We start from the raw sequence: 24,510 nt of genomic DNA on the forward strand, positions 1-24,510 counted from the left end.
TCCGGACGCGTCCTCCACACCTCAGTTAAATCTCTATTTTACCGTCTCATGCTGATCCAGCGGTTTTACATGGATATTGCTTCTGTATTCCGTCTCGGCCCAGTTGATGGTTTCTGCAATATAGGCCTCAGGATTCAGGGTCACCCCGTCAAGCATAAAATCTTTGAACTTCTGGTAACCGGCTCTGTCGATAAGATGTCCTCCGTGAAGGTAGACCGGTTTTCCGCCCAGAACCCATTCGGAGAATTTGGGCCAGTTGCTCATGATTGCCAGTACGCTGTCTTCGGTCAGCCAGTTGGCAAACATTTTACCCATTCTGGGATACTGCTTGCCTGTTCTTCCTCCGATCACAATCTTATAAAAGTCTTTGTCCGGCCGTCTCCATGCACCGGCGGGACAGGCGATGACGCATTCTCCGCAGCCTACACAGCAGCAAGGGTCTTTGTCAACCTTTCCTTTATCATTCAGTGAAAGGACGCGGGTTGCGGCTCCTTTGCATTTATCGACACAGGCGCCGCAGCCAATACACCGGTCGATATCGTAGATCGGCTTTGTGCAGCCGATAATGCCGAAATCCTGGAAATGCCCTTTGGCGCAGTCGTTGGGGCAGCCTGCTATGGATACCTTGATATGGTATGGGTTGGGGTAGACTAATTTTTCAATTTTATGGGCCATTTCCTGCGTATTGACATTGCCCTTAATGCAATGGATACCGCCGATACAGGCCATAATGTTTCTCGGCCCGATAAAAGGGTAGCCGTTGGAGGTGTCCATCTTCACGTCGCACATATCGCGTTCGATTGCGTCCAGGTAAGGACGAATGTATTCATTTACCGCCGGAATATTTTCGGCTTTGATGCCCGGCACATTTAAGGTCTGCCGCATTCCCAGATGGAATGAGCCGTTGCCCCAGGTATTACAGATGTAGCTAACAAGCTCAAGCCATTTCGCGTCGATCACCGCTCCCGGCACGCGAAGCTGCAGCATGAATTCTCCTGCAACCTTGGACTGGCGGAAACAGTTATTTCTTAATTTACCTATATTTATATCGCTCACAGCAATTTACCTCCTAATCTACCAGTTTTTTTCCGACCGTATAATTAAATACAGGCCCGTCCAGACAGACATAAGTTTCGTCAATTCTGCAATGTCCGCATTTGCCGATGGCGCAGGACATTTTCCTCTCAAAGGACATCCAGATTTTATCCTCGGGAACCTGATGTTCCAGAAGGCTTTTTGCTGCAAATTTCATCATAACCGGAGGTCCTACCACAAGACATTCATAATTGCCGCCAAATGAGCTAAAGGGGATCTCCTTTACAAATTCAGTGACCATTCCCTTATTCCAGCCAGGATAGTCCTCATTGTCCAGAGTGCAGATGACATGGAAATGACCTGCCTGTTTCCACTGTTCCAGTTCATCGGTAAACAAAATACTCTGTGAATTTTTAAAGCCCAGGATTAAATAGATTTCTTTTGCATAGCCGGGCTCCGAATATAGCTGGTTAATCAGGCTCTTGACCGGTGATACTCCGGTTCCTCCGGCTATGATAACAACATTCTTTCCTTTCAGCTGTTCGGTGGGCCAGCCGTTACCGTAACATCCTCTGATAAAAATATTACTGCCTTTTTTCAGGTTGAAAAGTTCATCCGTCACCTTTCCGACCTTTCGGATTGTAAAATCGGCGTATCCGTCGCCAAAACCGCTGATGGAGATGGGAGCTTCACCGATTTTAGGCAGGGAGAGCTGCATGAATTGTCCGTGTCTGATGGGAAGTTCATTTTCGACCCGGAAGGTCCACTCCGCATCCGTCTGTTTTAATATATCGATGATTTTATGTGCCTGTGGCTTTACCGGATTATTGAGCATGGCTAACTTCCTCCTCTTGCTTTATTTCTTTAATTGCCTTTGACAGCTTATTCAGCGTTTCGGGATATCCGATCAACTGCGGACACCTTGCCGAACACCTGCCGCAGCCCACACACATCGGGCCGGTATGAAATCTCGCGTTATGTCCGTATACTTTATGTAATATCTTATAGCGGTATTTTTCGGAAATTTTATGACGGAAACAGGCGCCTCCGGCCATGCGGTCAAAGCCGTCCACCATACAGGAGGAGCAGGTTCTCCTTCTTTCTCCGGCCTTTCCGTTCTGTGTATAAATAATATCGGTGGTTTCAAAACAGGTACAGGTGCTGCAGGCTACGGTACAGGCTCCGCAGGCAATACATCTGGCGTCGAATTCATCCCACATCGGATGAGACTTCAGTTTGTTTGCCAGATCGAGATTATCAATCACCGGAAAATCAACCTTTAATTTATTTTCTGCCGGAAAGGTGATTTCATAATCTGTCTCCCCGCATCCGTCAAAATATTTGCTGAAGCAGTCATCCTTTACCTCGATGTACGCTCCGTCCTCACCAAAAGAAAATGCGATGGAGTGCATATCCGTGACGTTGGAGCCTGTGCTGCAGCAGAAACAGCCGTCAAATTGTTCCTGACATTCAATCAGCGCAAACTTTACCTTTTCCCTTCTCCTTTGATAAAAAGGATCGGCAATGCCGCCGTTCTCATAGTAAATCTGATCCTGAATCTTAATTGCATTGATATCGCAGGCCCTTCCAAAAACGAGCAGATCCCTAGAGTCCTCAAGCTTGCTCTCCCTGAATTCATCATCGGTAAAATAGAATAAAGTCTGGGTAATCGGAGTGATCACCTCTTTCATTGCATAGGTAGATCTCTCGCGGAACTCTATCTCCTCGTACCGCTCAACCTCCCGATAGAGGATGGAATCTTGTCCCGAATATCTCCCTCCGGAGGGGATTCTGACAGGCGCATAAATAGCGTACTTTTCTTTCAGGACGGCAAAAAGTTTATTTATGTCTGCTATTGTAAGCTGATAGGTTTTTGGGCTTCTCATTTTTTTACTTCCTTTCCTGTTTTTGCCCTGCGGGCTGGCTGCTATGGCTGACCGTACCAGTGAACAGAAACATGATGAAACATGATAACTATTCTGTTACTGTTCTGTGCATCGCGAAGCATGTTGCTGGTCACAAACTGCGGTTTACAGCAGGGCTGTGAACAGTAACGCTATTCTATGTAAGTCTATTATAAAGCTTGCCCTGCCATTCGTAAAATGCTAAACTTGTTATAAACTCATAGCATAATATCTATGTATTGCAGGGAGCGGACAAAGGAGAAAAGATTATGACGATCCGGGATTTTGAGATTTTTATTGCCGTGGCCGAAACGGGTCAGATGGGGGTAGCCTCCAGAAAGCTGTATATCACACAGCCCACGGTCAGCCATGCCATTATGCAGATAGAAAAAGAATATCACGTTAAATTATTTGAGCGGCTTTCCAAAAAGCTTTACATAACGGAAACAGGCAGGGAATTTCTGGAATATGCCAGACATATTACTGCCACCTATCATGAGATGGAGCAATTTCTGTATCATGCATCGAGCCAGCAGTGCATTCATATAGGGGCATCCCTTACGGTAGGCAGTTTTTTTCTCAGCGATATCATCACCGGATATGAGGCGGAAAACCCGAATGTGAATATCCGGGTTTATATTGATAACTCTATGAACATCATCCGGAAAATTTCAGAGGGGACCCTGGATGTTGCCGTGATTGAGGGGAACGTAAAGACGAAGGATGTGATATTTAAAGATATTTTTGAGGATGAGATGGTCCTTATCTGCGGGAAAACCCATCCGTTTGCGGGCAGGTCCTCCATAAACCTGACGGATTTGGCGGGGAAGGCTTTTGTACTGAGGGAAGAAGGTTCCGGTACGAGAGAATTTCTTACCGATCTCACCGAGAACAGAGGGATTCCGATTGTAGAAAAATGGATCTGCCACAGTTCTGATTCCATTATTAATATCGTTGCCTCAGGTCAGGGAGTCTCTATATTGTCAAAGTCATTGTTAAGACACCATGATGAGGTTAACCAGATTGCAATCAATGATTTTTCTTTGAAAAGAAGCTTTAAGATCGTTTACCATAAGGATAAATTTCTTTCCACGGGATTAAGAAAACTGATTGCCGGCATTGAGAATAAGTTTCACAGTAATACCTGGTAAAACGATAACCTGCACGCTCCGCATACAGGTCACCGTCATCAATGATAACCTGCACGCTGAGCGCACAGGTCACCGCCTTCACATTGAAGGCGGTGGAAAAATTAATGTTTCAGGCCATACGGGCTTTCCCTGCGTCTGCCTGTATACCGTAGACTACGCGTGCAGTCACGGCAATAAGTACGACGGCCGCGCCCATAATGGACTTGCTTCCCGGAGCCTCTCCGAGAAAAAGAAATACCCAGACCGGATTCATGACCGGATCAATGATGGGAAGGAGAACCGTCTCGAGAGCGGAGAGGCCGGTGCTGGCGGCGGCGTAGAGCGTGTAGGTCAGCGCGCACAAAATACCGGCCAGCAGCAGGAAGAAAAATCCGCTGGTATCTAAAGGCCCGGCTGTCGCAATAAACGGAATACCGACGATTGCCGTTAAACACAGCGATGACGGCCGAATCAATGTGAAAATTCCGAAATAAAATCGTAAGGAAGACTTCGGTTTCTAACGCTTGCAACTGATTAGTGCATGCATTATACTAGAGTGTGTCTGCAAATTCATTCCCATCATCTGCACGCTCTAAACAGTAACGGCAGAGGGATGCGTGGTAACTTAAAAGGAGAGTAATATTAATGAAAATTAAGTGGGCGGCAATTGCAGCCGCAATTATGTTAACAAGTTCGGCCCAGACGGTTTTTGCCGGAGATACCGTTTATGTAAACTGTGACGTATTGAGATGCCGTTCATCAGAAGAAATCAAAGACGGCAATATTGTAACGAATTTCTATTATGGAGATAAGCTGGAGCGGGTCGGTTCCGACGGCGAATGGACCGCAGTGCTTGTGAACGGACAGAAGCGCTATGTTGCATCGGCCTACCTGAGTACGGCACAGCCGGTTAAGAAGGCGGCTGCACAGAATACATCGGGACAGAGCGGCGCGGCGGCTTCGGGAAACTCTGATTCTACCGTATCAGGTACGGAGGTCGGTTTGTCCGCAAACTATAAGTATGCCGAGTTTTCCAAGATTAACAGTGGAAAAGCGATTCTGTACAAGAGTACCGCCGCTTCCAGAAAGAATAAGACGGTCTGCGTCAATGCGGGCCACGGGACAAAGGGAGGAAGCAGCGTCAAGACGCTGTGCCATCCGGACGGAACGCCCAAGGTGACTGGCGGAACCACCGGCGCCGGAGCGACTACGGCGGTTGCGGTTTCCGGCGGAATGACGTTTGCCGACGGTACCGCGGAGAGCAAAGTGACGCTTCAGATGGCGAAGATTTTGAAGGACCGTCTGCTGGCGGAAGGGTACGATGTCCTGATGATACGTGAATCGGACGACGTCCAGCTTGATAATATTGCCAGGACCGTAATTGCCAATAATAATGCGGACTGCCATATCGCACTGCACTGGGACTCCACCAGCAGCAACAAGGGCTGCTTTTATATGAGCGTTCCAAACAATGCCTCTTACAGGGCTATGGAGCCGGTGGCGTCCAACTGGCAGCAGCATAATAAGCTGGGGGATTCCCTGATAACCGGTCTGAAAAACGCCGGAAATAAAATTTTCTCCGGCGGCAGCATGGAGATGGATTTGACACAGACCTCCTTCTCCACCATCCCGAGTATTGATATTGAGCTGGGAGATAAGGCGTCAAGCCATTCGACGGAAACCCTGAACCAGCTTGGAGACGGGCTGACAGCAGGAATTAATGCATTTTTTGGTTTTTAACGCAGGAAGCGCTGTTTCCTTTCATAAATCGTGGTATTTATGGCAGAAACAGCGCTTTTTTCAGCATTTCCTGTTAACAGGCCGTTAAAAAACCTTGGATTGTACGGAGATTTGTACAAAATGCTTAATTTTGTTGGATTTTACAACTAAATTTCTTTGCAATTGATATTGCATTTTTTAACCTGAAGTACCATAATATGGGGAAGCGAAGAAGTTGAGGGCCTTTTCCGGGAATCCGATTACAGGAAACCGGCATTGGCCTTTTGTAATTTTCGGTGACAGGCCCCTGGGGGCATCCGGCCGCCGGTTACTGAAACATCTTCACAAATACTATTATAGGGGAGGGATATAAGACGGACACACTTTCAAAGGCCCTGATGGAAGAATTGAATGCCAAAGTCGTATTCACAATACCCGTATTCGGCGGAATCCCAGTATACGAGTCGGTTGTGGCGACATGGTTCATTATGGCGGTTCTTGTTCTTCTTTCCATCATCTTTGTAAGAAACCTGAAGGTGGAAAAGCCGGGGAAACTCCAGTTGTTTCTGGAAACTTCCATTGGCTTTCTGAGGGATTTCTTCCTGGATCTGGTCGGGGAAGAAGGGAAAGGTTACATTCCGTATCTGATTTCGACGGCGCTCTTTATCGGCGTTGCCAATCTGATTGGCATAGCGGGTATCACACCGCCCACGAAGGATTTGAATGTGACGGCCGCGCTGGCAGTGATCAGCATTGCGGTAATTGAATATGCCGGATTTCATAAGAAAGGCATGAAGGGATTCATTAAGAGTTTTGCAGAACCGGTGGCGTTTATACTGCCAATCAACATTATGGAGATTGCTATCCGTCCCGTGTCTCTGTGCATGCGGCTTTTCGGCAACGTGCTGGGCTCATTCGTAGTAATGGAATTAATCAAGCTGGTGGCCCCGCTTATCGTGCCGATTCCGTTCAGTTTTTATTTTGACATTTTTGACGGTCTGATTCAGGCATACGTATTTGTCTTCCTGACCGCTCTGTTCATCAAAGAACAGCTTGATTAAAAAAAATATTCGAATACAAAAATTAAAGGAGAGAATTATTATGTCAACATTAATCGCAATCGGAGCAGCAGTGGCAGTACTTACAGGTATTGGAGCAGGTATTGGTATCGGTATCGCAACTTCTAAGGCAGTGGAAGCAATCGCAAGACAGCCGGAGGCTGAGAGCAAGATCAGCAAGGCTCTTCTTCTTGGATGCGCCCTTGCGGAGGCTACCGCTATTTACGGTTTTGTTATTGCTCTTGTAATTATCTTATTCTTAAAATAACTGAGAAAGGCAGGTGGGAGAAGTGTTACAGTTAAACTGGAACCTTGTCTTTGAAATCATTAACCTGATTATCCTCTGTCTTTTGTTGAAAAAATTTCTGATTAAGCCTGTTACGGCCGTTATGGATAGGAGACAGGCAATGATATCCGACGGGCTGTCAAATGCCAGAAACAGCGAGGCCCAGGCAGATGAACTTAAGAACCGTTATGAAGCGGCTCTCAGGGATGCCAGAAATGAGTCCGGACGTTTGATTGAAGAAGCGAAAAAACGGGCGCAGGAGGAATCGGATCGGATTCTGAAAGAAGCCGGAGATCAGGCGGCAGATATCATGAGGAAAGCAGAGAAAAATATTGAAAATGAAAGAGAAAAAACCATGGCTGACCTCCAGTCCCGCATTGCTGAACTGGCTGTAAGCGCGGCCAGAAAGATGACCGGGGATACCGGGCACGGATCGGAAGATTCGCTGCTGTATGACCGTTTTTTAAAGGAGGCCGAGGGACATGAGACAGACATCCGTTAATTACGCCCGCGTTCTGGCAGAGCTGTCCGTCCCGGCAGACGATTTGAGGAATGCCGCCGCGATGCTTAAAGGGACGCCCGCTTTGAAGCAGATGCTTGAAAATCCGCTGATTCCCAGGGAGCAGAAGGAGAAGGTAATCGACCGGGTATTTCCGGAGTCCGTCAGAAATTTTCTGAAGGTGGCCTGCCTCCATGAAAGGACAGGACAAATTGAGGAAATTTTTGAATGCTACGAGGAATACTTAAGGCGGCAGGATGGGATCCTGAGAGCCGAGCTTACCTGCGTGACTCCGCCTTCTGAGGAACAGCTTCAGGGAATGAAGAAATACCTTTGCAGAAGGTACCGGAAAAATGACGTGACCTTCGATATCCGGGAGGATGCGTCCCTGCTGGGCGGCTTCATCCTGAAGGCAGGAGATTTTGAATATGACTACAGCCTGGACGGACGCCTTAAGAGGCTGCAGCATAAATTGACACGGAGGTGAGAAGAGTGAGTTCGATGAGTTCAGATGAAATTATTTCCATACTGAAAGAAGAAATTGAAAATTATGATGATATATGCAAAGAGCAGGAGACGGGCACCGTTATCTCCGTGGGCGATGGAATTGCCAGAATCTACGGCATGGATCATGCGATGTACGGCGAGGTCATAACCTTTGAGTGCGGCCTGAAAGGAATGGTGCAGGATATCCGGCAGGACAGCATCGGCTGTATCCTCTTTGGCAAGGATACGGAGATTGGCGAAGGAACCCGCGCTTCCAGAACCGGAAAAAAAGCTGGCGTCCCCGTGGGAGATGCCTGTATCGGCCGTGTAATTGATGCCCTCGGCGCCCCGATTGACGGAAAAGGAGAGATTAAGACCGACGATTACCGTCCGGTTGAGGAGGAGGCCCCCGGCATTATTGACCGCCAGGCGGTTAACCAGCCTCTGGAGACGGGAATCCTGTCGATTGACTCCATGTTCCCCATCGGCAGAGGCCAGAGGGAGCTGATTATCGGCGACCGTCAGACAGGCAAGACCTCCATAGCCACAGATACGATCCTGAACCAGAAGGGAAAAGGCGTTATCTGTATTTACGTGGCAATCGGCCAGAAGGCATCAACGATTGCAAAGCTGGTCTCCACCTTTGAAAAGTACGGCGCGCTTGAATATACGACGGTCATGGCGTCCACTGCCAGCGACTGTGCGCCGCTCCAGTACATTGCGCCGTATGCAGGCACTGCGCTGGCTGAGTATTTTATGCACAAGGGAAAAGATGTGCTGATTGTATATGACGATTTGTCAAAGCATGCGGTGGCTTACCGTGCGTTATCCCTGCTGCTTGGACGTTCACCGGGACGTGAGGCATATCCGGGAGATGTATTCTACCTGCATTCCAGGCTGCTTGAGCGTTCCAGCCGTCTGAGCAGCGCGCTGGGCGGAGGCTCCATCACGGCGCTGCCGATTATTGAGACCCAGGCGGGGGATGTGTCGGCTTATATTCCGACCAACGTTATCTCCATCACCGACGGACAGATTTTCCTGGAGAGCGATTTGTTCTTCTCGGGTATGAGGCCTGCCGTTAACGTCGGCCTGTCCGTATCGCGTGTCGGCGGTGCGGCCCAGTTTAAAGCGATGAAGAAGGCCTCGGGAAGTATCCGTATCGATTTGGCTCAGTACCGTGAGATGGAGGTATTTACCCAGTTCAGCTCCGATTTGGACGCTGCGACAAAAGAACAGCTTCAATATGGAAAATCGCTGATGGAGCTTCTGAAACAGCCGCTCTACCATCCTCTCAGCCTCCATGAGCAGGTTATCACGCTCTGTGCGGCAACCCATAAGATTTTTATGGATGTGGAGGTAAAGCAGATTAAGGAATTCCAGGAGGATATGCTCCGGTATTTTGAACAGATTCATCCTGAGATTGTAAAAGAGATAGAAGAGAAGAAGGAACTGCCGGAGACGCTGATTCAGGCGATTGTGAAAGCGGCAGGGGAATATAAAGCTGACAGAGGCAGGTGATGACAAATGGCAAGTATTAAAGAGATCCAGACCAGGATGAAGAGCATCCAGGACACGATGAAGATTACGAATGCCATGTATCTGATATCCTCCTCTAAGATGAAGAAGGCGAAGAAGGTCCTTGCGGATACGGAGCCTTACTTCTTCGGCGTGCAGCGCGCGCTGGACCGTATGCTGCGCCATCTTCCCGATACGGAAAAGGAAAACCGGTATCTGGATCAGCGCCCTGAGATAGCTCCCGGGGATCGGAAGATCGGCCTGATCGTGGTCACGGCCGACAAGGGGCTGAACGGCGCCTACAACCATAACATTATCAAGATGGCGGAGGAACGCCTGAAGCTTCCGGGACACAGGAAGCTATATGTGCTGGGAGTAGTCGGCCGCCAGTATTTCGGCAAGCTGAAGGATGTGGATATGGACGGCAGCTTCCGCTATACGGTTCAGAAACCGACCATGCACCGGGCCAGATTGATTTCCGAGACAATGGTGGACGGATTTCTGAACGGGGAGCTGGATGAAGTCTTTATCCTGTTTACCGAGATGGTAAATTCGATGAAAGAGGAGCCGAAGCTGAAACAGCTGCTCCCACTGAAAAAGGCAGATTTCACGATGTCGAAAATACCGTCGGGAGTCATGCAGGAGAACATCAGCCTCTACCCGTCGGCAGATGAAGTAATGGACAATATGGTGCCGAACTATCTGACCGGCATCATCTACGGATGTCTGGTTGAGGCGTATGCCAGCGAGCATAATGCCAGAATGATGGCAATGCGCTCCTCCACGGACAATGCAAAGGAAATGCTCCGGGATTTGTCCATCCAGTATAACCGCGCCAGACAGGCGGCTATCACGCAGGAGATTACGGAAGTAGTCAGCGGCGCCAATGCGCAGAAAAGAAAGGGATAATTATGGACACAGGCAGAATTATTCAGGTCATGGGACCTGTTGTGGATGTTTCGTTTGAAGGCGGAGTTCTGCCCCACCTGAGGGATGCCCTGAAGGTTCAAAACGGGGACAGAACTTGTATCATGGAGGCCGCCCAGCATATGGGAAATAATGTGGTCCGCTGCATTATGCTGGCCGCCAGCGAGGGCCTTCATAAAGATATGGAGGTGATTCCCACAGGACAGGGAATCAGCGTGCCGGTGGGAGATCAGAACCTGGGGCGCCTTTTCAATGTCCTGGGAGAGACAATTGACGGAGGGGAAGGTCTTAAGGATCAGGAACACTGGGTCATCCACCGCGATCCGCCTTCGTTTGAAGATCAGAGTCCGGTCGTGGAGGTTCTGGAAACCGGCATCAAGGTAATCGACCTGCTGGCGCCCTATGCCAAGGGCGGTAAGATAGGACTGTTCGGAGGCGCCGGCGTGGGCAAGACCGTCCTGATCCAGGAGCTGATTCAGAATATCGCCACAGAGCATGGCGGCTATTCGATTTTCACAGGCGTGGGAGAGCGATCCAGGGAGGGAAATGATCTCTGGGTTGAGATGAAGGAATCAGGTGTTCTCGAAAAGACCGCCCTGGTATTCGGACAGATGAATGAGCCCCCGGGAGCGCGTATGAGGGTTGCGGAAACAGGTCTTACGATGGCTGAATATTTCCGTGACAGGGAGCATCAGGATGTACTTTTGTTTATTGATAATATTTTCCGTTTTGTACAGGCGGGTTCCGAGGTTTCGGCCCTGCTTGGACGTATGCCGTCTGCGGTCGGCTACCAGCCGACACTGGCGAATGAGATGGGAGAACTCCAGGAGAGGATTGCCTCGACGAAGGAGGGCTCCGTCACAAGCGTACAGGCGGTCTATGTGCCTGCCGATGACCTGACCGACCCGGCTCCCGCCACGACGTTTGCCCATCTGGATGCCACGACGGTGCTTTCCAGAAAGATTGTGGAGCAGGGTATCTATCCGGCTGTGGATCCGCTGGAATCCACCTCCCGTATTCTGGAGGCGGAGGTAGTCGGAGAGGAGCATTACGAGACGGCCAGGCGGGTGCAGGAGATTCTTCAGAAATACAAAGAACTTCAGGATATCATTGCCATTCTCGGTATGGAGGAGCTGGCGGAAGAAGACAAGACAACCGTATACAGGGCGAGGAAGATTCAGAAATTCCTTTCCCAGCCTTTCCACGTGGCAGAGACATTTACCGGCGTACCAGGTAAATTCGTGCCGCTGAAGGAGACGATCCGCGGATTTAAGATGATTTTGGACGGTGAGATGGATGACTATCCGGAAAATGCGTTCTTTAACGTGGGTTCGATTGAGGATGTGAAGGCGAAGGCAGATCATGAAAAGACAGAGCAGGAGAAGACGGGAGGCCGGTAAGTATGGGAGAAATATCCACATTTGGCCTTGAGCTGTTTTCCAGCAGCCAGATTTTCTACAAGGGAAGGGCCAGATTTATCAACCTTCCTGCCACGGACGGGGGCCACACATTTCTGCCCCACCATGAAAATGTAATCATTGCCCTGGTACCCGGGACTACGAAAATTGTAACGGAAACCGGCGAGGAGATCACGGCTGTTACAGGCTCCGGCTTTGCCGAGATGATCAATAACCGAGTCCAGGTTTTTGTCCACTCGGCGGAGCATCCCGGCGAGATCGATATCAACAGAGCCAAAGAGGCGCTGGAGCGGGCGGAGGAGCAGCTGCGCCAGAAGCAGTCCATTGCCGAATACCACAGAAGCAAGATGGAGCTGGCCAGGGCGATGTCACGGCTCAGCGAGGCAGGAAAGCGCAAATAACAAAATCGAAGAAAGCTAGAAACGCAAAAATGCGGCGGGAATGTAATATGCTCCTGCCGCGTTTTTTTATTTAACAGGAGAAACTTCCTGTTAAATAAAAACTGCTCCGAGGGGAATCCAGCGAGATTCTTTCTGATATATCCACACGTTATGTTGCACAGAAACGGCAAAAAAAGTCGTTTCGCGCCGCTTAACTCGGGATTTTCGCAAAAAGCAGCGAAAACACCTCGCGGAATACATCATGGCTGAACGGTTACCACGTTATTCATAAGTCAGGTTCATCACAATGCCCTGTGGATAATCCCCGTATTTTTCCCCGAAAATGTTGATTCCCCCGATATGCTTGGCATTGTCTTTGATTTCGATCTTCAGTGAGATATAGGGCCTGGATTCGATGGCTATGTCCCTCAGGCTGATCCCGGCATGGACAAGGCGTCCGTCCATATAACTGCCGTTTTCTTTGACGGAGAATGTCTTAAGCATTCCGTACTGTGTATTTCCATTGGGCCAGGCCGGCGGAGTCAGTTTTCCGCGCCGGGCGCCATAGTCGCCGGGAGAGCAGTAGACCGCCGTCTCCACGCCGTTGATTGAGATAGTTATATCTGAGGGCCAGTTTTCCAGATACCCGGGAGCCTCTGAACACAGTTCAAAACGGAAGGAGATTTCGTTCAGGGTGAGCAGCGGGTTGTGGATATTGGGGAAACGGTATTCAATAAATCCTTTGTGAAACCAAATGAGCTGCGCCCTGCTTCTCACGGGAGAGTAGAAGGAACGGACCGTGTCATAGGAGTCGATGGGGCCGTTTTCATCAGCCAGGCCGCAGGTGGGCTGAACATCGCAGGAATAGTAATTCCCTATCGGCATATCCATGGAAATACTCTTATTGACGGAGTCGATGGAGGAATCGAAGGTTTCTAAGTGAAAGGACTGGATGCTGCAGGTACAAACCCGCATGGAGCCGTGAACCCCGGGCTGAGTCTCCGTCACGATGAGATGGGCCTCCTCCAGTGTCTTTACATGGAGCGCGGCGGAGGACAGGGGGATGTCCAGAATCGAAGCGATTTCCTGCAGGGAGCGCGCGGTATTTCTCAGCATATCCAGGATTTTCAGACGAAGAGGCGAAGAGAGGGCTTTGCCTATTTTCGTAATTGACTCATGATGGGCGGGATTGCCCAGATGCAGATAAATATTTCTTTCTCCAATAATTCTGACAGTACGTTTTTCCCTGGGTGACATGACAGATTCCTTTCTTCCATTTTTTATATTTTTCTTCTATTAATTATAACTCTTTATTACATAAAAAGTAAAGTAAAAAAGCAACTTTTACAAAATAAAAACGATAAAAATGTGAAACATATACAAAAATAAAAAGAATATATAAAAGTATATTGTAAAAAGAGACGAAACGATCTAAAATAAATTATGTAATAAAAACGCGCAATAAGTAAGGGAGGAAATTATTATGAAGAAAATGGTTGCATTAGCAATGGCAGCAACAATGGCACTGTCACTGACCGCATGCGGCAGCTCTGAGAAACCGGCGGAAACTGCGGCGCCTGCGACGGAGGCAGCAGCTCCGGCAGAAGGCTCATCCGAAGCGGCTCCGGCAGAGAGCACGGAGAGTAAAAAAGCGCTGGAGGGTAAGAAAGTGGGATTCGCCCAAACCGACAGTATGTCGGCATGGAGGACAACTGAGACTGACAGCATTAAGGAGTATGTTGAAAATGCAGGCGGCGAATTCATCGTGAAAGACGCAGGCGGCGATATTGCCACGCAGGAGTCCGATATCCGCGATCTCGTAGCGGCAGGCGTAGATTATCTCGTTGTTGCACCGCTTGAGAATAACGGGCTTCAGGGCGCTTTACAGGAAGCAATGGAAAGCAATATCCCGGTTATCCTGGTTGACAGGGCGATTGACGGTGAAGCGGGAACCCATTACACGACGGCGATCATGTCCGATTTCATCTGGGAAGGCGAGCAGTGTGCGAAAGCGCTCACGGAAGCATTGCCGGACGGAGGAAATGTCGTAATTATCAACGGCGGCTATGATTCATCTACCTCCACAGACAGACAGGACGGATTTGTAAAAGGCCTTGACTCCTCCAAGTTCAAGATTGTAGCGGAACAGGACGGCGAGTGGCTGATGGATAAGGCTCAGGCTGTTATGGAGAATATTATCCAGGCCCAGGGCGGAGAGAATATTGACGCAGTATTCTGCGTAACCGATGATATGGTTCAGGGTGCGATGAACGCCATTGAAGCGGCAGGGCTGAAACCGGGCGAAGATATCCTGACACTGGGAATCGACGGAACCAGGGCGGCATTTGAGGCGATTGAAGATGGAAGACAGCTTGCTTCCTGCACCTGCTCCCCGTATTTTGGCGAGATTGTAGTTGAAACTATTACGAATATCATCGATGGAAAAGAGGTTCCGGCTCATATCACGAATGAAGATACACTTTATACAAAGGATAACGTGGTAGTGGAATTAGGTTTCTAATGATTTATCGTTCATGAACGGTGGAAGGCACGTTTCTGCAGCCTGTCACCGACGAAAGCAATTTTCAAACACGCGCTATAAAGACTGCCGCAAAAATCAGATTTTTTGCGGCAGCCTTTTTGAAGGAATAGTTTGAAGGAATAGATTGAAGGAAGAGTAGGAAAAAGGTTACTGTATCGGCCGCAGGACTGTGCTGTTTGGCAGTCTGTGAACAGTAATGTAAAAAGGAGACGCTTATGGCAGAGGTTTTACTGGATATAAAAGGTTTGGAGAAGACATTTCCCGGCGTCAGGGCGCTTAAAGGAGTTAATCTGACGGTGAACAAAGGTGAGATACACGCGCTGATGGGGGAAAACGGGGCCGGAAAATCCACGCTGATCAAGGTCCTGACGGGAATCTACCAGAAGAACGGCGGCACGATTTGCTTTGACGGAGAAGAGATAAATGCCAGGACGCCGATAGAGGCAAATGAAAAGGGAATTTCCACGATCTACCAGGAGTTAAACCTGGTTCTGTTCCAGACGGTTTATGAGAATCTTTTTCTGGGACGGGAACCGAGAACGAAATTCGGCAGCATTGACAGAAAAGCCATGATCAGCGAGGCAAAAAGGATTCTGGAGGAACTGGGGATTGAGATTGACGTGACCAGGCCGTTAAAAAATTATTCCACGGCGATCCAGCAGATGGTGGCTATCGCCAGGGCCGTGAGCATCAATGCGAAGCTTGTGATTATGGATGAGCCGACCTCTTCGCTGGATACCCATGAGGTGCAGGTGTTATTCAGGATTATCAGACAGTTGAAAAGTAAGGGAATCAGTGTGATTTTCATCAGCCATAAGCTGGATGAAATTTTTGAAATATGTGACCGCCTGACCGTATTTAAAGATGGTGAGTATGTGGGAGACTACGATATCGGTGAGCTGAACCAGCTTAAGCTGATTTCACTGATGGTGGGAAAGGACACGGTAGAGCTTGAAAGGAACAAGCAGGGATATGAGTTCGCGAATGCGAAGGTCATAGCCGAGATGAAGGACATCCGCCAGGGGATGCGGCTTAACGGCATCAATATTGAGATTAAGCAGGGGGAAGTGGTTGGCCTTGCGGGCCTCCTTGGCTCGGGGAGGACGGAACTGGCGCAGGTGCTGTTTGGTTCCGGCATGCCTGATAACGGAGAAATTTTCTGGTGGGGAGAAAAGGCCGGTATTCATTCTCCTGCCGATGCGATAAAAAAGGGGATGGGTTTCTGTACGGAGGACAGGAAGACGGAGGGGATTATTCCCCACCTGTCCGTCCGGGAAAATATTACGATTGCCCTGCTCCCGAAACTGAATTCCTTTGGTTTTGTAAAGACAAAGGAACAGGATGAAATAGTCAGGAGTTATATTGACCGGCTGAAGATAAAGACGCCGACGCCGGAGCAGGCCATCTGTAACCTGAGTGGCGGGAACCAGCAGAAGGTACTGCTTGCCAGATGGATGTGCATGAATCCAAAGCTGATGATTTTAGATGAACCGACCCGGGGAATTGATGTGGGCGCCAAAGCGGAGATTGAGCAGTTAATCCAGGAATTTTCAAAGAGCGGAATATCGGTTTTGATGATTTCCTCGGAGATTGCGGAGCTGGAACGGAATTGCGACAGGATTATCGTCATGAGGGAGGGCAGAGTGATCGGCGAACTGGCCGGGGATCAGATCAGTCAGGATAAGGTGATGGAAACCATCGCAAGAGGCAGTGAAAGTGAGGGAAAAACGCATGAATAAGACAAAACAGGATTATCTTCAGTTCGTAAAAAAATACAGCGCAATCACGCTGCTCCTGTTTTTTGTGCTGTTAAACTCCTTATTCACCCCGAACTTTTTCAGGATAGGAAATTTAAATAACGTGATTACCCAGCTTTGTCCGACCATCCTCTGCGGGATGGGGATGACACTCGTTATCTCCACGGGAGGAATCGATATTTCCGTCGGTTCGGTCATGGCCCTGGCGGGGGTGCTGACAGCCAGGCTGATGCCGGAGACGGGACTTCCTGCCGCTGTGCTTGCCGCTGTGGCGGTGTCTGTCGTCGTGGGCTGCTTTACCGGAATTATGGTCGGCAAGCTCAGATTACAGGCAATGGTTATCACGCTGGGACTGATGCTGGGGCTGAGGGGCGTGGCCCAGGTGCTTTGCGGAGGCCGCGACATCTATTTCAACAAGCTGGGGGAAGTGGGAAAACAGCTATCCCTTTGGGGAACCTACAAACTCGGGGGCGTGATTCCGGTGCAGATTATCCCTATTGTCCTGTCCGTGGCAGCAGTCTGGGTGATGATCGAAAAAACGGTGCTTGGACGTCAGATTCAGGCGGTGGGAGATAACTTAAGGTCCAGCTCCCTGGCGGGAATCAACACAGCCAGGACACTGATGATTGTATATGGGCTGAGTACCTTCTTTGCAGCATTTGCCGGGATTTTCCAGGCGGCGAAGGTATCGGTCGCAGCGGGAAGCTCCCTGGGACAGCTTGCGGAGCTGGATGCCATTGCAGCGGTCGTCATAGGCGGCACGCCGATGAGCGGCGGCAAGGCCCATGTGCTTGGAACCGTGGTCGGTGCCCTGATTATGCAGATGATCACACTGACCTGTGTGATGAATAATATACCGGATCAGTATGCCCAGGTGTTTAAAGCAGCGATTATCGTATTTGCGGTATTCATTCAGAGAGAGCAGGCGAAGTAGGAGGTTAAGAAGTATGAAAACAATAAAGAAAATATATAATTCGTTTTATTCGAGAAGTACTATCTTAGCATTTCTGCTTCTGGTAATTATTACAAGCATTCTATTTCAGGATAAGAACTTCCTGACAACTGCCAATGTGTTTAATATTTTGCTGAAAGCGGCTAAGAATGGCGGATTTTTGGCTCTGGGAATGACATTTGTCATTCTGTGTGCGGAGATTGATTTGTCGGTTGGCGCCGTGTTTGCCCTGAGCGGTGTGGTCATGGGCCTTACGGCCCAGGTGAATCCGGTGTTAGGAATTGTCTGCGGGCTTTTAGTCGGCATCGTCTCGGGCCTTATGATTGGCCTGATGGTCACTAAGATGCGCATCTCATCATGGATAGCGTCACTTGCCATGCTCTTCGCGCTGCGCGGAGTGATTCTGATTATTGCGAAGAAATCGGTGGCGGTGACCGGGAATGTTCTGACCTTCGCAGGAACAAAGGTTTTAAAGGGTGTGATACCCGGAATGAACAGCGGAATTTCGATTCTGATACCTCTCCTGTTTCTTGTCACATTTATCTGTATGTATATATCGAGGCATACGAAATTTGGAATGGGGATGTACGCGGTGGGAGGAAACGGCGAGGCCGCCCGGATGATGGGAATTGATGTGGATAAAATCAAAATTAAGGCTTTTATCTGTTCCGGTTTTATTGCGGCCCTGTCTGGTATTCTTCTGGCTTCCAGCAGCGGCAGTGCAACACTGAGCGCGGGCAATGTCTATGAGACGTATGCGATTGCCATGTGCGCAATCGGAGGGGTAAAGCTGTCGGGAGGAGAAGGCAAATTCTCAGGCACCTTCTTCGGAATTTTGATTTATTTTATTATCAACACAATATTTACTTACCTTCCTACCAGTATCTCGGTCCACTGGCAGTCGATTATCATGGGAATGCTGGTGCTGATTTCAGTCGGGGTACAGTCCGAGGTGTTTCAGAATATCAAATTTAAAAGAAAACAGGTGGGATAAAGTATGGTACAGTTAATTAGCAGATGGGGGAAGGAAATTGATCCGGGAAATATTTTGCAGGAATACCCCCGGCCGAATCTAGTGAGAGACAGTTACTTTAACCTGAACGGAGAGTGGGAATGCCGTATCAATGAATCCGAAACGGCAGACTTCTACGATGAAACGATAATCGTCCCTTTTTCCCCGGAATCCATGCTCTCGGGCGTGGGTAAAATCGTGATGCCGCACCAGCGCCTTCATTACAGAAAGAAATTCACTCTTCCGGAAGGTTTTAAGAAAAGCCGGGTTCTTCTTCATTTCGGCGCCGTTGATCAGGAGTGCAGTGTATTTGTCAATGGAATCCGGGTGGGAGGTCATAAGGGGGGATACCTTCCGTTTCACTTTGACATCACGGATAGCCTGAGGCAGGGGGAGAATGAGCTTACTCTTTCCGTGACGGACCGGACGGAGCAGTCCCCTCATGCCAGAGGCAAGCAGAAACTGCAGAAAAAAGGAAAATACGCCTCTCTTTTCTACACACCTCAGAGCGGGATATGGAAAACCGTCTGGATGGAAAGCGTGGAAAAGGCCTATATAGAAGACGTGAGGATTACGCCTCTTTACGACGACAGCTCGGTCCGGTTTGAGATAACGGTTCTTAATGCCTGCAAAACATCCGGCGCGGAGACATCCGGTGGGAAGGCATCTGGTGGGGAGACATCCGGCACAGTGAGTCTGGCTGTTCTGGATCGCGGGGGGGAAATCGGGCAGGCAGAGATTACCGTCCGGCAGGAGAAGGAGATAAAGAAGGTAATCAGCCAGGAGATAAAGCTTGACGGGTTCAAGCCATGGACGCCAGATACGCCCCATCTCTATGATGTGATAATCCGGTATGGGGAGGACGAGGTGAGAAGCTATTTCGGGATGCGCAAACTATCGACTGGCCGGGACGGGAAAGGCATTCTGAGATTTTTCCTGAATAACAAACCGTATTTCTTTAACGGGATTCTGGATCAGGGCTACTGGCCGGAAAGCCTGATGACTGCGCCCAGCGATGAGGCCTTGGTATATGATATTATCAAGCTGAAGGAGATGGGATACAATACAATCAGGAAACACGTAAAGATAGAGGCGGAACGTTTTTATTACCACTGTGACCGGCTGGGGATGATGGTATGGCAGGATATGCCCAATGGGGGCGGTGAATACAACATGGTTTTTGTGACCCATCTCCCCAATGCCTCGGACCGGTTCGCCAGGGGGGTCAGCGACCGTCACTACGGAATATTCAAAAGAAAGGACGGGGAAGGACGGAGACAGTATTACACCGATCTTAAGAATATGGTATCCACACTGTACAATTACCCCAGTATAGCGGTATGGGTTCCGTTTAATGAGGGATGGGGGCAGTTTGACGCTGCGAAGGCCACAAAAGAAGTCAGGGAAATCGATTCCGGGCGTCTGATTAACGAGGCCTGCGGCTGGTTTGATCAGGGCGGCGGCGATATGTACAGTATCCATAATTACAGGCATAAGCTGAAGGTAAAGCCGCAGCAGGACCGGGTTGTCGCCCTGACCGAATACGGCGGGTACGCCTACCCGGTGGAGGAACATCTTTCCTGTAAGAAAGAATTTGGCTATCAGCATTACCATTCCACCGAAGAGCTGACGCAAAATTATAAGAGGCTTTGGGAAGAGGAAATTTATCCGAATTTACAGTATGGCCTGTGCAGTGCAATTTACACGCAGACCAGTGATATCGAGGAAGAGATCAATGGTGTGCTGACCTATGACCGGGAGATTGTGAAGCTGGATGAGGATCAGGTGAAAGAGATGAATGATAAGCTCTATGGAATGTTCGATTCACTTGTATGAGTATGAGGATTGAAATAATAGAAGATAATTGAAACTTTTTATTCTCCGGCAGAGTCTAATCTGTGAAAGTGAAACAGGACAGACGAATTTATAAGAAATGAGGAGAAAGAGATGAGATTATTTTTCACAAAAAGATTTATGGCAGCAGCAGTTTGCGCCGCCGCACTCACAAGTATCATACCGGCAGTACCGGTTTACGCGGGTACCAGAACCCAGCAGTCCAGCAATTCCAGAAATGAAAAAATGAGAAAGGCGGCGGAGCAGGTACAGAAAGCATTTGAAAAAAAGGATTTAAACAAACTGGCCGATCTGTGCAGCTATCCGGTGGTCGTCTCCTTTAAAAGCGGCGAACTGGCGGAATTGAAAAGTAAGGAAGAGTTTATGGCCCTTGGCTCCCAGACCATCTTCACCCAGAAGATGACGGATGCGATCGCCTCTACCAATGTGGCGAAGCTGACGGACGGAGAGCAGGCCGGTACAATGATGGGCGGAGATTACGGATTGACTCTTTATAAGGTGAAGGGAAAATGGAAGATTAATAACTTTTACCTGGATGCGGGTTCAACCGTAAATTCCAATTCAGTGAATATCAGCGATATGAAGGAGATGGCGGAACAAATCCAGAAGACATTTTCATACAAGAGCCTGGAAACCTTGTCTAAGATGTGTAATTATCCAATAATTATCACCAATTCCAATGGAAAGATGACGGAAATTAAGTCAGCCGAGCAGCTGATAGCCCTTGGTGAAGATAAGGTGTTCACAGAAAAGCTGAGCAAAGAGATTGATAATACGGATATCACGCGTCTCGAAGAGGTTGGAAGCGCCGGTGTTATGATGGGCGGAGATTCGGGACTGAATATGTACAAATTCAACGGTTACTGGAAAATCAACCAGATTTACCAGTAGGCGGAATATGGAAGATACGTAACAGTTTGGCCAAAGGCTGACCTGTTACGAAGATACCGGTAAGAGCAGGATGGGTCCTGTATCTTACCGGTATCTTCAGTTAAGCTGTAATTGAGTCCCGAACAGCCGGATATTTTACGAAGCATCGAGGTAAAAGGAGGTGAGTGTTTTGCCTGCCGCTTTGAGCAGAGACGTCAGCGGCAGCAGGATATTGTCGCGCTTTACGGAGGTCTCCTTCAGGAAGCTTCCAATTATCTCCATAACATTATCCGGCAGAAGAAGCTCGCCGGTCCGGGTGGCCCCGGAAGACCGGAGAATATCGAAGACCGTATCAACAAACGCCCGCCGTTCCTCGGGGGACAGCTCTGAAATCCAGGTTTTTATCGTACGGTCAACCAGACAGCTTCCCTCTGTGATTTCTTTCAGCCGAATGAAGTCTCCGTCCCGGATTTCCCAGGAATAGGGATCATGCTGCATCAGTCCTTTCAGCCCGCTCTGAACAATGGTATAGGACTCTTCATGCCCCAGAAGCATGCCTACTACAGAGGACTGAGGGAGAAAAGTTCGGACAAGGGGAAGCGCAGTGCGGTAGCCCGGCGTATCAAGAACCGCCTGGCTGAAGCCTGGGCCGTCATAATTGAATACGGCACGGATTCGCGGCGTGATATCGGGAAAAGTGCAGGCGGCGGAAAATACGGCCAGGTTGCCGCCCTTTGAATGGCCGCCCACCCAGACAGAGCCCGCGGCAAGAGAGGCCATATTCGACAGATAATAACAGGCCGTCCACTGGCCAGGAACAGTATCCTGAAAGCCAAGGTTGAAATCCTCCTTCCAGCCAATCAAAGTTCCGTCGGTACCGCGGAAAACGATAAAGATATCTCCGGAGCCGAGAAGAAGAGTGATGGCGGAGAACTGCATTTCAAGGTCAGGCGATTTGATATCCCTGTAAGCAGTCAGACGCAGACCGGAGAAGCGGCGGCTCTTTGCCATTTCCTCAAGCAGACGCTGGTTTTCCAGTGAGCGGACACGCAAAAGCCGCTTCCTCTCAGGCAGCGCGAGTATGGCGGCCGCCGTTTCTTTGACCGCAGGCGCTTCCTGGGGACTGTCTGGTATCAGGCCGTCAAAGTGAATGTAAGACATTGCGGAAAAAACAAGGCCGTCCACAGCAGACAGAGGAACTTCCTCCAGTGTCTTACTGCCGTGGACGGCGACATAATCAATAATACCGGGAAAAGACGTATTGGAATCGGGCATGACAAAGCCTTTTCTTTTTAATATATTCCGCGCCGGAAAAAGGTGTTACTGTTCACACCATGCCTAAAAGCGGCATGCTGTAAACAATAACACGCTTCGCGATGCACAGAAACTGCATAAAACGCAGTTTCGCGCCGTGAAACTCGGGATTTTTGTGCAAAATGCGCACGAAAACACCTCGCGGAATACAACCTGTGAACAGTAATAAAAAGATTCGCCGGTTTAGCCGGAAGCTGTCTTAACGCTTACAGCATTTTTTTGGCATCCTTAAAGAAGGAGACAATAATCATCACAATAATCACTGCAATGGGAAAGGCAGCTATGATCGATACCGTCTGCAGATTGGCCATGGAATTATCGCTGAATACCAGTGCGATAGGCAGCAAAATCAGCATGATGGACCAAAATACCTTGATACCCATATGAGGTTCCTCGTTATTGTCAAGTTCCTTATAGGAATAGGAAGATGCGACCAGTGCGATGGCATCAAAGCTGGTTGCATAAAAGGCAATCATCGTGAGCGCCAGAAGAATCAGTACCAGGGGCGCCAGCGGAAGCGTGCGGACAATAGCGATAATCGTAGTGTAGAGATTACCGGTTGCCGTATAGAGCCCAATCACGTCGAGCTTGCCGAACACCTGTAAACCAAGGCTGTAGTTGCCGAGGATAATAAAGCTCGTAAATGTGCCTCCAAGACCAAAAATATATCCGCCCAGAATCGTTTGTTTTACCGTGCGTCCCTTTGAAATATTGCCGATAAAAAATGGTGCGGCGACACACCATACCATCCAGTACGCCCAGTAGAAAATAGTCCAGTTCTGCGGGAAGGAGGTGGTTCTCTGCGGATCGGTAAAGGTGGAAAGACTCACAAAATTCTGAATCAGGTTTCCGATGGAGGAGAAGCCTGTCTCTATAATATATCTTGTCTCGCCTCCGAATATCAGTACATAGGCCAGCAACCCGAAGAACAGGTATACACAGGAAGCGGCCAGCTTCATGATGCCGTGCATGCCTCTGACTACGCAGAAGGTGTAAACAATGCAGGTAATAACCAGGATTAAAATGGTAATCCACTTTGAGTTATCAATTCCCAGCAGATCTGCTGCAATCTGGCTCATCAGAGGAGTTGCCAGGCTGAAGGTGGTGGCGGTACCCGCCAGCAGGGCGAATACGGCGATCAAATCAATGATTTTTCCCGGAGCCTTATCGGTCCGGCTGCCCAGCAGAGGGCGGCAGGCCTCGGAAAATTTCTGTTTATGGCAGCCGCGCACATGGAGCATAAATCCGAAGGATACGGCCAGAATCAGATAGAAGCTCCAGGGGATTGGCCCCCAGTGGAATAACGGGTATGTACCGGACCATTGCTGAATCGACCCCATCTCCGCCATATGAGGATCCTGAGCGTAGAGAATCCATTCACAGAGTGAATAAAAAAGAATATCGGCAGCCAGACCGGAAGTGAACATCATGGATCCCCAGGCGAAATTGGAATACTGCGGTTTTTCGCTCCCCTTTCCAAGACGGATTTTCCCATATCTGGAAAATGCCAGAAACAGAGAGAGAATAAAAGCTCCCAGTCCCACGGCCAGGTAATAAGTTCCCAGTTCCTCTCCTAAAAAGGTACGGATTGACTCAATGATATGCTTTGATGAATCCGGCAGAAAGATAAAGCTGATGCAGAGTAAAAGGATAATTAAAAATGGAATTGCCATCGTAACCCAGTCCAGCTCTTTCTTTATAGTCGTTTTGATGTTTTCTTTCATAGCTGCCTCCTTGCTGTTCAATTTTATTATTTTAAATCAAATATTGAACATATTATAGCATTGAATTTGGAGAAATACAAGAGTATCTTGAAAAAAATGGAGATTTAACTGAGGTTTGGAGGACGCGT

23 protein-coding genes are annotated in these 24,510 nt (G+C 48.9%); 16 read left to right on the forward strand and 7 right to left on the reverse strand.

The window, feature by feature from the left end; all coding sequences use genetic code 11:
- Positions 1-33 precede the first annotated feature (33 nt).
- Genes asrC through asrA form a run of 3 tightly spaced genes read right to left on the reverse strand, consistent with a single transcriptional unit; the run spans position 34 to position 2,921 of the window.
- Positions 34-1,056, reverse strand: a complete 1,023-nt coding sequence (gene asrC, locus CLOSYM_RS08650) for a sulfite reductase subunit C (RefSeq protein ID WP_003497450.1) — start codon at positions 1,054-1,056, stop codon at positions 34-36.
- Between the two features lie 13 nt (positions 1,057-1,069).
- The gene (gene asrB / locus CLOSYM_RS08655; RefSeq protein ID WP_021641828.1) at positions 1,070-1,870 is read right to left on the reverse strand and encodes an anaerobic sulfite reductase subunit AsrB; all 801 of its coding nucleotides are present in this window, start codon (positions 1,868-1,870) and stop codon (positions 1,070-1,072) included.
- Complete coding sequence (gene asrA, locus CLOSYM_RS08660) at positions 1,860-2,921, reverse strand: anaerobic sulfite reductase subunit AsrA (RefSeq protein WP_009297517.1); 1,062 nt, start codon at positions 2,919-2,921, stop codon at positions 1,860-1,862. The genes asrB and asrA overlap by 11 nt, the downstream gene beginning before the upstream one ends.
- Before the next feature lie 287 nt (positions 2,922-3,208).
- On the opposite strand from asrA, the gene CLOSYM_RS08665 reads away from it, so the two are divergent.
- Positions 3,209-4,090 carry a LysR family transcriptional regulator gene (locus tag CLOSYM_RS08665; RefSeq protein WP_044902282.1) on the forward strand — a complete coding sequence of 294 codons (882 nt, stop codon included), beginning with the start codon at positions 3,209-3,211 and terminating at the stop codon, positions 4,088-4,090.
- A gap of 109 nt (positions 4,091-4,199) precedes the next feature.
- On the opposite strand, the gene CLOSYM_RS08670 is transcribed toward CLOSYM_RS08665, so the two are convergent.
- Positions 4,200-4,544, reverse strand: coding sequence for a hypothetical protein (locus CLOSYM_RS08670; protein ID WP_021641830.1), 345 nt, complete (start codon positions 4,542-4,544; stop codon positions 4,200-4,202).
- 170 nt (positions 4,545-4,714) lie between these two features.
- On the opposite strand from CLOSYM_RS08670, the gene CLOSYM_RS08675 reads away from it, so the two are divergent.
- The 9 genes from CLOSYM_RS08675 (at position 4,715) to atpC (ending at position 12,378) form a co-directional block, all read left to right on the forward strand.
- Positions 4,715-5,809: an N-acetylmuramoyl-L-alanine amidase gene (locus CLOSYM_RS08675; protein ID WP_021641831.1), complete on the forward strand. Its 1,095-nt coding sequence runs from the start codon at positions 4,715-4,717 to the stop codon at positions 5,807-5,809.
- A gap of 377 nt (positions 5,810-6,186) precedes the next feature.
- Positions 6,187-6,849 (forward strand): F0F1 ATP synthase subunit A, encoded by a 663-nt coding sequence (locus tag CLOSYM_RS08680; protein WP_003497425.1) that lies wholly within the window; start codon positions 6,187-6,189, stop codon positions 6,847-6,849.
- 40 nt (positions 6,850-6,889) lie between these two features.
- A complete protein-coding gene (gene atpE / locus CLOSYM_RS08685) occupies positions 6,890-7,114 on the forward strand; it encodes an ATP synthase F0 subunit C (protein WP_003497424.1) in 225 nt (74 codons plus the stop codon).
- A 22-nt stretch (positions 7,115-7,136) separates the two neighbouring features.
- Entirely contained in the window at positions 7,137-7,634 is a 498-nt protein-coding gene (gene atpF, locus CLOSYM_RS08690; protein ID WP_024738992.1) for a F0F1 ATP synthase subunit B, read from the forward strand.
- A complete protein-coding gene (gene atpH / locus CLOSYM_RS08695) occupies positions 7,615-8,118 on the forward strand; it encodes an ATP synthase F1 subunit delta (protein WP_003497420.1) in 504 nt (167 codons plus the stop codon). The genes atpF and atpH overlap by 20 nt, the downstream gene beginning before the upstream one ends.
- Before the next feature lie 14 nt (positions 8,119-8,132).
- Positions 8,133-9,635, forward strand: a complete 1,503-nt coding sequence (gene atpA, locus CLOSYM_RS08700; protein WP_021641835.1) for a F0F1 ATP synthase subunit alpha — start codon at positions 8,133-8,135, stop codon at positions 9,633-9,635.
- Positions 9,636-9,641: 6 nt separating this feature from the next.
- Positions 9,642-10,541: an ATP synthase F1 subunit gamma gene (gene atpG / locus CLOSYM_RS08705; protein ID WP_003497410.1), complete on the forward strand. Its 900-nt coding sequence runs from the start codon at positions 9,642-9,644 to the stop codon at positions 10,539-10,541.
- A gap of 2 nt (positions 10,542-10,543) precedes the next feature.
- On the forward strand, positions 10,544-11,959 hold the full coding sequence (gene atpD / locus CLOSYM_RS08710) for a F0F1 ATP synthase subunit beta (RefSeq protein ID WP_003497408.1): 1,416 nt from the start codon (positions 10,544-10,546) through the stop codon (positions 11,957-11,959).
- A gap of 2 nt (positions 11,960-11,961) precedes the next feature.
- On the forward strand, positions 11,962-12,378 hold the full coding sequence (atpC, locus tag CLOSYM_RS08715; RefSeq protein WP_003497406.1) for an ATP synthase F1 subunit epsilon: 417 nt from the start codon (positions 11,962-11,964) through the stop codon (positions 12,376-12,378).
- A 261-nt stretch (positions 12,379-12,639) separates the two neighbouring features.
- Here the strand turns inward: atpC and CLOSYM_RS08720 are convergent, their stop codons facing one another.
- Positions 12,640-13,614: an ArsR/SmtB family transcription factor gene (locus CLOSYM_RS08720; RefSeq protein ID WP_003497404.1), complete on the reverse strand. Its 975-nt coding sequence runs from the start codon at positions 13,612-13,614 to the stop codon at positions 12,640-12,642.
- Positions 13,615-13,840: 226 nt separating this feature from the next.
- Between CLOSYM_RS08720 and CLOSYM_RS08725 the strand changes: the two genes are divergently transcribed.
- From CLOSYM_RS08725 to CLOSYM_RS08750, 6 genes are all read left to right on the forward strand, one after another.
- Complete coding sequence (locus CLOSYM_RS08725; protein WP_003497402.1) at positions 13,841-14,878, forward strand: ABC transporter substrate-binding protein; 1,038 nt, start codon at positions 13,841-13,843, stop codon at positions 14,876-14,878.
- Between the two features lie 236 nt (positions 14,879-15,114).
- The gene (locus CLOSYM_RS08730) at positions 15,115-16,638 is read left to right on the forward strand and encodes a sugar ABC transporter ATP-binding protein (protein WP_003497400.1); all 1,524 of its coding nucleotides are present in this window, start codon (positions 15,115-15,117) and stop codon (positions 16,636-16,638) included.
- On the forward strand, positions 16,631-17,590 hold the full coding sequence (locus CLOSYM_RS08735; protein ID WP_003506424.1) for an ABC transporter permease: 960 nt from the start codon (positions 16,631-16,633) through the stop codon (positions 17,588-17,590). Before CLOSYM_RS08730 ends, CLOSYM_RS08735 begins: the two co-directional genes overlap by 8 nt.
- 13 nt (positions 17,591-17,603) lie before the next feature.
- Complete coding sequence (locus CLOSYM_RS08740; protein WP_021641836.1) at positions 17,604-18,602, forward strand: ABC transporter permease; 999 nt, start codon at positions 17,604-17,606, stop codon at positions 18,600-18,602.
- 3 nt (positions 18,603-18,605) lie between these two features.
- Positions 18,606-20,456: a glycoside hydrolase family 2 protein gene (locus CLOSYM_RS08745; protein WP_021641837.1), complete on the forward strand. Its 1,851-nt coding sequence runs from the start codon at positions 18,606-18,608 to the stop codon at positions 20,454-20,456.
- Between the two features lie 111 nt (positions 20,457-20,567).
- Complete coding sequence (locus CLOSYM_RS08750; RefSeq protein WP_003497391.1) at positions 20,568-21,365, forward strand: hypothetical protein; 798 nt, start codon at positions 20,568-20,570, stop codon at positions 21,363-21,365.
- A 135-nt stretch (positions 21,366-21,500) separates the two neighbouring features.
- On the opposite strand, the gene CLOSYM_RS08755 is transcribed toward CLOSYM_RS08750, so the two are convergent.
- Positions 21,501-22,619 carry a DUF2974 domain-containing protein gene (locus CLOSYM_RS08755; protein WP_021641838.1) on the reverse strand — a complete coding sequence of 373 codons (1,119 nt, stop codon included), beginning with the start codon at positions 22,617-22,619 and terminating at the stop codon, positions 21,501-21,503.
- Between the two features lie 245 nt (positions 22,620-22,864).
- Complete coding sequence (locus CLOSYM_RS08760) at positions 22,865-24,382, reverse strand: BCCT family transporter (RefSeq protein ID WP_021641839.1); 1,518 nt, start codon at positions 24,380-24,382, stop codon at positions 22,865-22,867.
- Between the last annotated feature and the right edge of the window lie 128 nt (positions 24,383-24,510).

It is taken from the genome of [Clostridium] symbiosum ATCC 14940 (genome assembly GCF_000466485.1).
Classification (GTDB): domain Bacteria; phylum Bacillota; class Clostridia; order Lachnospirales; family Lachnospiraceae; genus Otoolea; species Otoolea symbiosa.